The following is an 11,817-nucleotide window of genomic DNA, read 5'->3' as shown; positions in this document are numbered from 1 at the left end:
TTTTTTGCAAAAACGGACGGGGATCCCGCCTTTGAGGAGGAAAAATATGTTTGAAAAGACAGTTGATGAATTAACTAAGCTTGGTGCACAGATCACCACCAAGGAAATCAAGCAGCAGCCAGAATTGTGGGAAGAAGCATTTGCGAACTATCAAACCCAAGCGGCAAGCATTAGTTCTTTTCTTAATGGCGTTATTGCAGCGGCGGCAGGCAAAAAGGTCCGGGTCATTTTCACCGGTGCCGGTACCAGTGCTTACACTGGCGACACCGTTACTCCTTACCTGAACAAGCACGGTGACCGCAGCCACTTCAACTTTGAATCAATTGCGACGACGGACATTGTTTCCGCACCCTACGATTTCTTGGAGCCGGAAACACCAACAATCTTGGTTTCCTTCGCTCGCAGTGGTAATTCACCAGAATCTGTGAAGGCGGTCGAGCTAGCGGAGCAGGTGATCACCAATTTGCACCAGCTGACAATCACCTGCGCACCAGAGGGCAAGCTTGCTAAGCACACTGAGGGGGAGGACACGAACCTGCTGCTCTTGCAGCCAGCTGGGTCTAACGACAAGGGTTTTGCAATGACCGGTAGCTTCTCCTGCATGGCACTGACCGCAATGCTCGTCTTCGATCAGGCGGACACGGCAGCTAAAGCGGATTATGTCGCAACCATCGTCAAGATGGGCCACGAAGTCATCGCCCGGGAGAGCGAGATTCAAGACTTGGCCAACGATGACTTCAACCGCATCACCTACCTGGGTAGCGGCAGCCTGGGTGGACTGACCAGAGAGGCGCAGCTCAAAATCCTGGAACTAACTGCCGGCCAGCTGGCCACGATTTTCGACACCTCAATGGGCTTCCGGCACGGGCCAAAATCATTCGTCAACGGTAAAACCCTGGTCTTCGATTTTCTCAGCAATGATCCTTACACCCGCCAGTACGATGTGGACGTGATGGAGGAAATCAAGGGTGATGGCATCGCCAAGCGCATCGTGGCAGTCGGCACGGACCAGGGAAACGACTTCTCCGGTGAGAATTTTGCCTTCAAGACTGGTAGCAAGACTCTTCCTGAGGGTTACCAAGCATTACCAGACGTCATGTTTGCCCAGACGCTGGCACTCCTCAGTTCCATCAAGGTTGGCAACCTGCCCGACACGCCATCACCAACTGGCACCGTCAACCGGGTCGTTAAGGGTGTCATTTTGCACGACTACAAAGGGTAACAACGTCCCCAAAGCTGGCAGCGGCGGGGCGAAATAAATATTTTTGGTACCAAGCCATTATTGATATTCGTTATTTAGGGCCCCCGCGTTGTTGCGCAGTGGTCCGACTGGAATAGAGTCCGGCACACTAACTAGGCCGGCTCAACCATAGGAGGAATGGTTATGGCAATTATCGCTACACGTATTGACGGACGCCTCGTTCACGGCCAGGTTGCAAACCTGTGGACGACTAAGCTTCAGGCATCGCGGATCATGGTTGTCGACGATAAGGTTTCCCAAAGCGCGATCGAAAAGAGCGGGCTACGGATGGCCGCGCCGGCATCGGTGAAGCTGTCAGTGCTCCCCGTTAAGACCGCCGCAAATCACATTCTTGCCCACAAGTACGACTCCCAGCGCATGTTCATCGTTGCGAAGAAGCCGGAGACGCTACTTGAACTGGTCAAGCTGGGTGTTCCAATCAAGGAAATCAACGTCGGCAACATGTCCCAGACTGAGGAGACACGGTCCCTGACCAAGTCAATTAACATTGTTGATGAAGACGTTGCGGCGTTTGAGGAACTAAACAAGCTGGGCGTAAAACTCACGGCCCAAATGGTTCCGTCTGATGATTCAACAGACTTCATGACGCTGTTGCACAAGAAGTAAGGCAAAAGGAGGAAAAAACAATGCACATTGCATGGTGGCAGATTGCACTTATTACGCTCTATGCCGGCTATCAAATCCTCGATGAACTGCAAATCTACTCTTCACTGAGTTCACCAGTCTTCGCGGGATTCTTCGTTGGCCTGGTTATGGGCGACATTAAATCCGGCCTGTTAATCGGTGCCGGGATGCAACTCATGGTTCTGGGTGTTGGGACCTTTGGTGGTGCGTCCCGTATCGACGCTAACACCGGGACCGTTGTTGCCGCAGCATTCTCAATTGGTGCGAACATGAACGCCCAGGCCGCGATTGCGGCAGTTGCGGTTCCAGTTGCCAGTCTGATGATTTACCTGGATATTCTCGCTCGTTTCACTAACACCTTCTTCGCACACCGGATCGATGCGCAGGTTGAGAAGATGAACTACAAGAGCATCGAGCGTTACTTCTTAGCTGGTGCACTTCCATGGGCACTTTCCCGGATGATTCCTGTATGCCTGGGCCTGACCCTTGGCGGTGGTTTCATCAACATGATCGTTAAGGAACTGAATGGCCCTTGGAAGTGGCTCGGCGATGGTCTGACCACAGCCGGTGCTGTTCTCCCAGCCGTTGGTTTTGCAATCCTGCTCCGTTACCTGCCAGTTAAGAAGCACTACCCATACCTGATTCTTGGTTTTGTGATTACAATGCTATTCTCCACGCTGTTCACCAGTGTGCAGACAATCGGTGCCGGCCTCAGTGCAGCATCCAAGGCTTTCACCACATCATTCAACGGTATCTCAATGCTTGCTATCGCCATGATCGGTTTCGCGCTTGCCGCAATGGCATACCAGCGGACGATTGCAACGCCAAAGGCTAAGGCTGCCGCACCAAGTTCAAGCAGTGACTCTGAAGAAGAGGGGGAAATTGAAGATGACGAACTCTAATACAGAACCTAAGTACAAACTGACGAACAAGGACTTCAACCAAATCAACCGGCGCAGCCTCTTCGGTTTCCAGCTGGGCTGGAACTACGAACGGATGCAAGGTTCAGGTTACCTCTACACGATTCTGCCGCAGCTGCGCAAAATCTACGGGGATGACACGCCAGAACTGAAAAAGATGATGAAGACGCACACCCAGTTCTTCAACACCTCCAACTTCTTCAACACGATTATTACCGGGATCGACCTGGCCGTTGAAGAGAAGGAAGGCATTAATGGTGAAGATACTGTCACCGGTATGAAAGCCGGCCTGATGGGTTCCTTTGCCGCTATCGGGGACTCGATTTTCGCTTCCTTGATTCCCGCAATTTTCGGGGCCATCGCGGCAACCATGGCGCACCAGGGCAACCCAATCGGTATTGTCATCTGGATCATTGCGCAGATGGCGGTTAACGTCTTCCGTTGGAGCCAATTGAAGCCTGCATACAAGCAGGGGGTTTCTCTGGTTACCAACATGCAGAGCCAGCTGTCAGCCTTGACTGACGCGGCTACCATGATGGGTGTCTTCATGGTCGGTGCCCTGGTTGCAACCATGATCAACGTTAAGTTTGCATGGGCGCCAACCATTGGCTCTGTACCACTGAACATCCAGAACAACTTGGACATGATTCTGCCAAAGCTCCTGCCAGCACTGATTGTTGGTGCCATCTACTGGCTTCTTGGTAAGAAGCACATGACCTCCACCAAGGCCATCTTCATCGTCCTCTTCGTCTCCATCGCCTTGGCAGCATTGGGCGTAATTACGAAGGGTTAGAAAATACAGAGCGGAGCAGAACGGTTTGAAGCTGAGCATTAACGGACTCTGGTCAAAATGCCTGCACTTTGGCATTTGGACCAGAGTGTGTTAAGCGGAAGCTTCAGTTCTGCGCAGCTCGACTAGACACCTGCTGCTAGAAGGCTTTGCGTTCAGTAATGCGAGTTTCCGGCAAGCACCACAGTTTGGTCAATTTAGCACCACACTTTTCCACCCCAGCACAACAAACAATGAATGATACAAAGTAAACGAGGGATAATAAATGAGCGAATTAGTAATGATTAGTCACGGCCACTTTTGCAGTGAATTGAAGAAGAGCGCAGAGATGATTATGGGACCGCAGGATAGCATCCACACGGTCGGACTGGAGCCCAACGAAAGCCCCGAGGACTTCCGCGCGAAGTTTGAAAAGGTCACATCCGAGCTCAGTGACTACATCGTCTTCGCTGATTTAATGGGCGGTACGCCATGTAATGTTGCGGCACGGATCCTGATGGAGGGTGCAGCAAAGTTTGACCTCTATGCAGGAATGAACTTGCCAATGGTCATCAGTTACATCAACGCAGCGATGGTCGGAACTGATGCAGACATCGTTGGCGAAACCAAAGCCGGCGTCGTCCACGTGAACGACGTGCTGCCAAAGTAACAGAGCGGAGGCCCGCGGTCATAAGGTGAGGACTAACAGGCTCTGGGCAAAATGCCCGCACTTAGGCATTTGGACCAGAGCAGGTTAGCCGCAACCTTATGCGGGCAGCAGCTCGACTAGACACCGAAAGTTGGCATCGTATCAATGCAACGCGAGTTAACTACGTTGCGTGCGATGTAGCTTATCGGCGGTATAACTCGACCACAAAATCAGGCCGGATTCCCCACAGGTGATCCGGCCTGTTTCGTTCCGGCCTGCCGCTGCACATGTCTAGACCAATGTGCTAAAATGGACCCGTGAAAGCGCTGTGCTTTAGCACGCAGTTAACTATCAAGATTTGAATTTCAAGATTGGAGACTTTTAATAATGAGCTATTACATTCATGCCGCTAAGTTCTTTCTGAAGAACGTCACCGAAAATGGGGGTTACCTCGAAGTTACTGATGACGGCAAGTTTGGCGACTACCTTCCAGCTGGTCAGAAGCCAGAGGGTGAAATTCGGGAATTCGGCAACAAATGGATCGCACCCGGATTGGTTGACACCCATATTCATGGTCTGCTGGGCCATGATGTCATGGACAACGATTGGGATGCGATTTCGGAGATGTCTGAAGGCCTGCTCAAGTGCGGAGTTACTTCATGGCTGCCAACAACGCTCACTGGGTCTTTTGACCAGTTGAACGCCGTCTGCAAGACCATTGGTGCCCACGCCGGCGAAGAGACCGGGGCAACGATTCAGGGTATCTATTTCGAAGGCCCTTACTTCACCGAAGAGCACAAGGGCGCCCAGAACCCGAAGTACTTCAAGGATCCTTCCACCAAAGAATTCGATGAGTGGCAAAAGAGTGCTAAGGGTTTGCTGCAGAAAATCGCGATTGCGCCAGAACGCAAGGGTGCCGTTGAGTTTACCAAACACGTTAGCCAATCAGGTAAGGTTGTTGCTCTGGGTCACTCCAGCGCGACCTTTGAAGAGGCTAAGGCCTGCATCGAAGCCGGCGCGACTGTCTTCACCCACACCTTTAACGGCATGAGTGGTCTCAACCACCGGGCACCCGGCATGGTTGGTGCGGCGATGTTTACCCAGGTCGTAGACGATGAACTGATTTGCGACGGGCACCACGTTCGTCCAGAAGTTGCCGCCGCCCTGATCCGTGAGAAGACGCCAGAGCACATTGCGCTGATTACTGACTGCATGCGCGCGGGCCTCATGCCTGACGGTGATTACGTACTGGGTGAATTCCCAGTCGTCGTTAAGGACGGCATGGCTAAGCTCAAGGACGGTGCCCACAGTCTTGCCGGTTCCATCTTGAAGCTCAACGACGCCATCAAGAACGTTGTCGACTGGAACGGTAACACTCCTGAAGAGGCCGTCCGGATGGCTTCTTACGTACCTGCTAAGTCTTGCCGGATCGCTGACAAGTGCGGCAGCATCCTGCCTGGGCGCAGTGCGGACTTCATCGTGCTCAAGCCTGACATGAATTTGGCAGCGACCTACCTGAAGGGCGAGAGTCGCTACGAGGCCTAGTTAATAACTCTAATTCGAATTAGTCGCAACTAGAAAAGGGCGGTCACATTTTTGTGGCCGTCCTTTTGCGTGGAAAATTAATTTTGCGAATTAGTCTGAGTTCCGTGTGCCTACCGCAGCTCCTCTGCTTCCAGCTTTTGCTGCAGGTCGTACAGGTTCTTAGTGATGTACACGGTGTAAGTGTCAGGATTGATCAGACGCTTGGTTGCGTGTGGCAGTTCAGCGAGACGCTGCTTGCTGTAAGCCTGAATGCCGAAAACGTCGGTGGTTACCGGCTCAGTTTTGCTCAGGTCAACGGTCTGCTGCAGTGGGACCGCCCGAAAATCGTCAAGAACGGTTTCCTTGCTGGTTGCTAGTGGATTGCTATTGTAAGCGCGCTGACCCGAAACGATTTCCTCGTCCGCGAGCGCGATAATATCGGCAAAAGCGTGGTGGTGACCGTTGTGGTAGAGGCGGTAGACCTTCTTGATGCCAGGCAGGGTCGTCTTGCTGCGGGTGGCACTCACCTTGATTTTAGGAGTGATTTTGCCGTTATGCTCAGTTGCGGCGAGCTTGTAAACACCGCTTAGGACTGGTGATGATGAACTGGTAATCAGCTTCTCACCGATTCCATAGTTGTCGATGGGGGCGTTGTCGGCCTGGAGTGAGGTGATGACACTTTCATCAAGGGCGTTGCTGGCGGTGATTTTGGCATCCTTGAAGCCAGCTTCGTCCATCATTTTGCGGGCTTTGCGGGCTAGTACCGTGATGTCCCCGGAGTCGATACGAATGCCGACCGGTTTGTGGCCGCTCTTCTTGAGTTCTTTGAAGACCAGGATGGCGTTTGGTACACCTGAGCGCAGGACATCATAAGTATCGACGAGCAGGGCACAGTTGTCAGGGTAGATTTTGGCCCAAGCACGGAATGACGCGAGCTCACTTGGGAAGGATTCGATCCAGCTGTGGGCCATTGTGCCCGCGGCGGGGATGCCGAACTCCTTGGCCGCAGCAACGTTTGAGGTGCTAGCACAGCCACCGATGACGGCCGCCCGGCTACCGTAAGTGGCGCTGTCAGGACCCTGGGCACGGCGAGCACCGAATTCCATGACGGGCCGGCCGGCTGCGGCGTAGGTGATACGGCGGGCCTTGGTGGCAATCAGGCTCTGGTGGTTAATGATGTTCAGGAGCAGGGTTTCCAATAACTGTGTTTGGACGAGTGGCCCGCTGATTGTCAGTAATGGTTCGCGGGGGAAGACCGGTGTGCCTTCCGGAATCGCGGTAACACTGCAGTCGAGTTTGAAGTCGTGCAAGTAATTCAGGAAATCGTCGCTGAAGAGGTGCAGGCTGCGGAAATATTCAACGTCGGAATCATCGAAGTGAAAGTTCTTGAGGGCCGCCACCGCTTGGGCTAATCCGGCCGTGACTACAAAACTACCGTCATCGGGAACGTTGCGGAAAAAGATGTCGAATGTCGCCCGGTCGTCGCCAAGTTCCTGTTTGAAACCGTTGGCCATGGTGAATTCGTACAAATCGGTAAGTAATGATAAATTGCGTTCCATAATTTCCTCCGTTTAGGCTCTAGTGTCGTTACGTGTCTTGACATTAGGGATAATTGTTGCCATTGTAGCACAATTTTGCCTTGTCGAAACTGCAAAATGTCCGGCGCGGCGGCGCAGAAAGGGTTAAAATTCTAGGTGAGGTGATGAGCATGATTACGAGTGGCGAAAGACAAGCCCGGATTACAGCTGAATTATCCAGCAGTGATGAACCGCTGAGTGCCAGCATGTTTGCCAAGCGTTTTGGCGTTAGTCGGCAGACGATTGTTGGGGACGTTGCGCTATTACGTGCGCGTGGTGAAAAAATTATTGCCACACCACGGGGATACATGTACGAATTACCTAGCAAAATGACCGCGATTATTGTGTGCAAACATTTACCTGTTGATACGGAAGAAGAAATGCAGCGGATTATTGATAACGGCGGGGCAATTAAGGACGTCATTGTTGACCACCCACTGTATGGGCAACTGCGTGGTGAATTGCAGATTGCGACGACGACCGATATTCGGATGTTTATGGCGCGGATGCGGCAGCAGCAGTCGCACCTGCTTTCTGAATTGACTGGTGGTGTCCACTCCCACACAATCGCGTTCGAGCGCCCGGAACAACTTGAGGCCATCAAGCAGTCGTTGCGAGCGGCCCACATTCTGTACGAATAATAGAGTGGCCCACAATGCGGTTAGCTCCTGAGCATTAGCATGAAAACCGTCAATTCCCGGGTCTTGGGAGTTGACGGTTTTTGGGCTAAGCGGAAGGAGCTGCATTGTAGACCACGTTTACAGGCCGACTCCTCACCATAATTCAGAACGGTCAGGAGTCGGCCGGCAGCGATGGTCAGCACTTAACTAGAAGTAGTTTCTCACGGGAGCAGCGCGCGTTGTGTTAGAATGAATGTAATCGTTAACATTACGCATAGGAGGCAAAGGTATGGCTCATTTGACCAAATTGACTGACACTTACACTTTAAGCAATGGTGTCGAAATTCCCATCGTTGGTTTCGGTACTTGGCAAACACCGAGTGGTGAAGTTGCCAAGCAGTCGGTAGAAGACGCGATTGCAGCAGGTTACCGGCACATTGACACAGCGGCAATTTATGGCAACGAAGAAAGTGTCGGTGCGGGCATTAAGGCTAGTGGCATCAACCGTCACGACCTGTTCTTGACCACGAAGCTGTGGAACGATTCCCACGAATATAAGAAGGCAATGGCCGCCATCGACACGTCCCTGCAGAAACTCGGGACGGATTATGTTGACCTTTACCTGATCCACTGGGGTAACCCAATCAAATACCGTGACCACTGGGAAGAGGCAAACGCCGACACCTGGCGGGCGATGGAGGACATTTTGAAGTCGGGTAAGGCCCGGGCGATTGGGATTTCTAACTTCCGCCAGCACCACCTTGAAGCACTGTTCAAGACGGCGAGCGTCAAGCCAATGGTCAACCAGTCATTCTTGAACCCAAGCGACATGCAAAAAGATCTGACCGAGTTCTGTACTAAGAATGGCATGCTCAACGAAGCTTACAGTCCGCTGGGAACCGGCCGGATTTTTGAGATTGACGGTCTCAAGAAGATTGCGGCGCGCTACAACAAGACGGTTGCCCAGGTGGTTCTGCGCTGGAGCCTGCAACACGACTTCCTGCCACTGCCAAAGTCAGTGCACAAGCAGCGGATCATTGAGAACGCGCAACTCTTTGACTTCGAACTCAGCCACCACGATATGGAACTGATTGACGGATTCCATGGTGTTGCCGGACTCGCGGACAACCCAGACGAATCAAAGTTCTAAAATTTCACAAGTTGATAATTACCTTAGCAAGCGGTCGTGCAGATCTGGCACGGCCGCTTGCTGTCGCTAATGCGGCCGCCGAATTTTTGACTTTTAAAAGTGGCTGTTGCGGTCAGGTGATACTTTCAACCTCTTTAAATGAACAAACACAGCCTAATTTGTTAATTGCCAGATATCTGAACTGCATCGGTGCCCGACGTTTTAGCCGCTATACTAACAGTGGGTCGGCGTAGGGACGTAGCGAGCGGCAGCTGTGCAGTGGCATTATGTCCGGACGGCGCTTGTGATACGGGCATTTTGAAACTAGCAAGCTGCAGTTCGCGCAGAAACTAGGCCGCCTTAAATAAGTGTGGGGGGACAGGTACTACCGTGACTTCCTTCAAAAAGAATCGGGGTCCCCGAACATCGAAAACTAATCACCGCGGCACGCAATGCATTCAATTATGCGTGCTTGCGGCCATCAAGGTACGTACAGGGGTGCGTGCCTTTTTTGGTACACGGAGCGCAAGCCCGCGCATCTAGGCTGAGTATTTGGTGCAAAGTATGTAAAGAACAAGCTTCTACGAGCTGTAGCTAGTATTGGCCACGACTAGCAGCACCGCCGCGATTCGCTCATTTCGCCTGGTATGTTAAACTACAAAGCGTAACTATTTTGCTAATAAGAAAGTAAATCTGGGCCTAGTAGCCCGACTAATGGAGGATATTATGTACGAGATTACCAAGAAGCGCCGTGTTAGTGCTGCGGTCACCGCTGTTTTCCCCAAGGAAGTTTTGAAGCAGATTTGGGACGTGGTCACTGTGATGACGAAGGCTAAGCAGATTGTCGTGTCCCCAGTGGCCATCGTGTTCTCCGATGATTACACCGACGATGAGTGCTACGGCATGATGATTCAGGGGACTGCCGCACCAGCACAGGAATTTCCGATTGCCTACAAGGGTGACAAGCCATTCCTCGGCCACGCGTACATTTTGATCGTTAAAGATCGCCCTAAGACCATCTCCATCGACTTCTCCGCGGCGAATGATTTGCCAGATGATTTGCGTAATCTCTAGGGTTTGCGGTAAACTTACTTTTTAGAAGTTAATTCAGCGCGAACAATTTCACGGAGGAAGCTAGTCAATGGCACAATCAATTCTTGAGGTTAAGCATCTGCAGTTCGGTTTTCGGGACCGGCAGCTATTTAACGACCTCAATTTCACGCTCCATGCCGGCAGCATGACCAGTATTATCGGGCCAAACGGGGTGGGCAAAACCACCTTGATTCGCCTGCTGATGGGCCAGCTAAGCCCGACAGCTGGGGAGATTGACTGGCGGCATGATCCAGCCGTGAAGATTGGTTACGTACCGCAGTTTCGTAACCTCGATGATGAGTACCCGCTGACGATTCGTTCCTTCGTGCAACTAAGTCAGTTGGGGAGCCCGTGGCCATGGCACCGGGCGCAGGAAAACGCCCGGCTGGACGAGGTGCTAGCGCAGACGCACCTTGAAAAGCTGCAACAGCAGCGGCTCGGGATGGCCAGCGGTGGTGAGAAGCAAAAGGCGTACTTGGCGCAGGCGCTTATTGATCGGCCGAACTTCCTGATTTTGGATGAATCCACGGCTAGCCTGGATATCAACACCAAGGTCGAGCTCATGGATCTGGTGCGTGAGGTCAACCAAAAGATGGGGCTCACCGTGCTCTTCGTTACGCACGACATGAAGCTGGCGAAGGATTACACGGATGAGTACCTGATGCTGGGCCCAGACGGTGGCAAAATGGAGCCGATCGCGAACATGGAGCCGGAGAACATGCCGGATGACCTGCGCGGGATTCTCGAAACCAAGGAGGAGGACTAATGCTACATTACGCCTTTATGCAAAATGCCTTCTTGGCCAGCACCTTCATTGCAATTGCTTCCGGCATCGTGGGCGTGTTCGTCACCGCCCGCGGGACGTCCTTCTTAGCCCACACGCTCAGTGAAATTGGTTTTGCCGGTGCGGCCTTTGCCGTGTTCATCGGGATTCAGCCGCTGGCAGGGATGTTGCTGTTTACGATTGCCTCCGCGGTGACCGTGGGCCGGATGTCCGGCAAGGCGTCGCGGCGGGAGGCTTCGACGTCTGCAGTTTCCAGCCTGTTCGTTGGGGCCGGGATTCTGTTTCTGTCGCTGTCCAGTGCCAGTTCGAGTTACGCTACTTCGATTTTGTTCGGCAGTATCGTGGGCATCTCGCGGGCTGAGGTCTGGCAGCTAGTCATTCTGGCTGGCTTCGTCCTGCTGACGGTCCTGCTCAGCTACCGCTGGCTCGCTTTTGACAGCTTCGACGCAATCGGGGCGCGGGCACACGGTTTGAAGACCAACCTCATCTCGATTTACTTCCTAGTGATCCTGGCCATCGCCGTCTCAACTGGGGCGCAAATCGTGGGGAGTTTGCTGGTATTCATTCTGCTGACGCTGCCGAGTGCCGCCGCTAAGTATTTGGGTCGGACCTTGCCGCAGATGCTGGCCATCTCGGTTGGGGCCGCGTTAATCGGCGTTTGGCTCGGCTTGGTGCTTGCGTATTATACCAACTGGCCAGTGACCTTCTTCATCGCCGTGCTGGAATGTGCGTTCTACCTCGGTGCACTGTTTTACCATCAACGGGAACGCAGCTAGACCAAATTAATATGATCATTATTGAAGCTAACTATCTGCGGATGGTTAGCTTTTTGTTCGGCTTAGGGCGCACTAAGCGGCAAAAAAGTATG

The 11,817-nt window shown here is 52.6% G+C and carries 12 protein-coding genes; 11 read left to right on the top strand and 1 reads right to left on the bottom strand.

Annotation, left to right across the window (positions count from 1 at the left end):
• The first annotated feature begins 46 nt into the window (after positions 1 to 46).
• The 6 genes from GN107_RS08210 to nagA all read left to right on the top strand — a co-directional run bounded on the left by GN107_RS08210 (position 47) and on the right by nagA (position 5,768).
• Positions 47 to 1,222, top strand: coding sequence for an SIS domain-containing protein (locus GN107_RS08210; protein ID WP_155287325.1), 1,176 nt, complete (start codon positions 47 to 49; stop codon positions 1,220 to 1,222).
• Between the two features lie 162 nt (positions 1,223 to 1,384).
• Complete coding sequence (locus GN107_RS08205) at positions 1,385 to 1,867, top strand: PTS sugar transporter subunit IIB (protein WP_155287324.1); 483 nt, start codon at positions 1,385 to 1,387, stop codon at positions 1,865 to 1,867.
• 20 nt (positions 1,868 to 1,887) lie between these two features.
• Complete coding sequence (locus GN107_RS08200; RefSeq protein ID WP_155287323.1) at positions 1,888 to 2,787, top strand: PTS mannose/fructose/sorbose/N-acetylgalactosamine transporter subunit IIC; 900 nt, start codon at positions 1,888 to 1,890, stop codon at positions 2,785 to 2,787.
• On the top strand, positions 2,774 to 3,598 hold the full coding sequence (locus GN107_RS08195; protein WP_155287322.1) for a PTS system mannose/fructose/sorbose family transporter subunit IID: 825 nt from the start codon (positions 2,774 to 2,776) through the stop codon (positions 3,596 to 3,598). The genes GN107_RS08200 and GN107_RS08195 overlap by 14 nt, the downstream gene beginning before the upstream one ends.
• Before the next feature lie 262 nt (positions 3,599 to 3,860).
• Entirely contained in the window at positions 3,861 to 4,244 is a 384-nt protein-coding gene (locus GN107_RS08190; protein WP_155287321.1) for a PTS sugar transporter subunit IIA, read from the top strand.
• A 366-nt stretch (positions 4,245 to 4,610) separates the two neighbouring features.
• Positions 4,611 to 5,768 (top strand): N-acetylglucosamine-6-phosphate deacetylase, encoded by a 1,158-nt coding sequence (nagA, locus tag GN107_RS08185; protein ID WP_155287320.1) that lies wholly within the window; start codon positions 4,611 to 4,613, stop codon positions 5,766 to 5,768.
• 110 nt (positions 5,769 to 5,878) lie between these two features.
• On the opposite strand, the gene GN107_RS08180 is transcribed toward nagA, so the two are convergent.
• Positions 5,879 to 7,306, bottom strand: coding sequence for a nicotinate phosphoribosyltransferase (locus GN107_RS08180; protein ID WP_155287319.1), 1,428 nt, complete (start codon positions 7,304 to 7,306; stop codon positions 5,879 to 5,881).
• A 152-nt stretch (positions 7,307 to 7,458) separates the two neighbouring features.
• Here GN107_RS08180 and GN107_RS08175 point away from each other — a divergent pair, with 152 nt between their 5' ends.
• From GN107_RS08175 to GN107_RS08155, 5 genes are all read left to right on the top strand, one after another.
• Positions 7,459 to 7,965 carry a transcription repressor NadR gene (locus tag GN107_RS08175; RefSeq protein WP_155287367.1) on the top strand — a complete coding sequence of 169 codons (507 nt, stop codon included), beginning with the start codon at positions 7,459 to 7,461 and terminating at the stop codon, positions 7,963 to 7,965.
• A gap of 268 nt (positions 7,966 to 8,233) precedes the next feature.
• Entirely contained in the window at positions 8,234 to 9,094 is an 861-nt protein-coding gene (locus GN107_RS08170) for an aldo/keto reductase (RefSeq protein WP_155287318.1), read from the top strand.
• A 705-nt stretch (positions 9,095 to 9,799) separates the two neighbouring features.
• Complete coding sequence (locus GN107_RS08165; protein WP_155287317.1) at positions 9,800 to 10,147, top strand: hypothetical protein; 348 nt, start codon at positions 9,800 to 9,802, stop codon at positions 10,145 to 10,147.
• A gap of 67 nt (positions 10,148 to 10,214) precedes the next feature.
• Entirely contained in the window at positions 10,215 to 10,931 is a 717-nt protein-coding gene (locus GN107_RS08160; protein ID WP_155287316.1) for a metal ABC transporter ATP-binding protein, read from the top strand.
• A complete protein-coding gene (locus tag GN107_RS08155) occupies positions 10,931 to 11,725 on the top strand; it encodes a metal ABC transporter permease (protein WP_155287315.1) in 795 nt (264 codons plus the stop codon). The genes GN107_RS08160 and GN107_RS08155 overlap by 1 nt, the downstream gene beginning before the upstream one ends.
• The last annotated feature ends 92 nt before the right edge of the window (positions 11,726 to 11,817 follow it).

This window comes from Lacticaseibacillus zhaodongensis, assembly GCF_009687905.1.
Classification (GTDB): Bacteria; Bacillota; Bacilli; order Lactobacillales; family Lactobacillaceae; genus Lacticaseibacillus; species Lacticaseibacillus zhaodongensis.
This window is presented reverse-complemented; position numbering and strand designations above follow the sequence as displayed.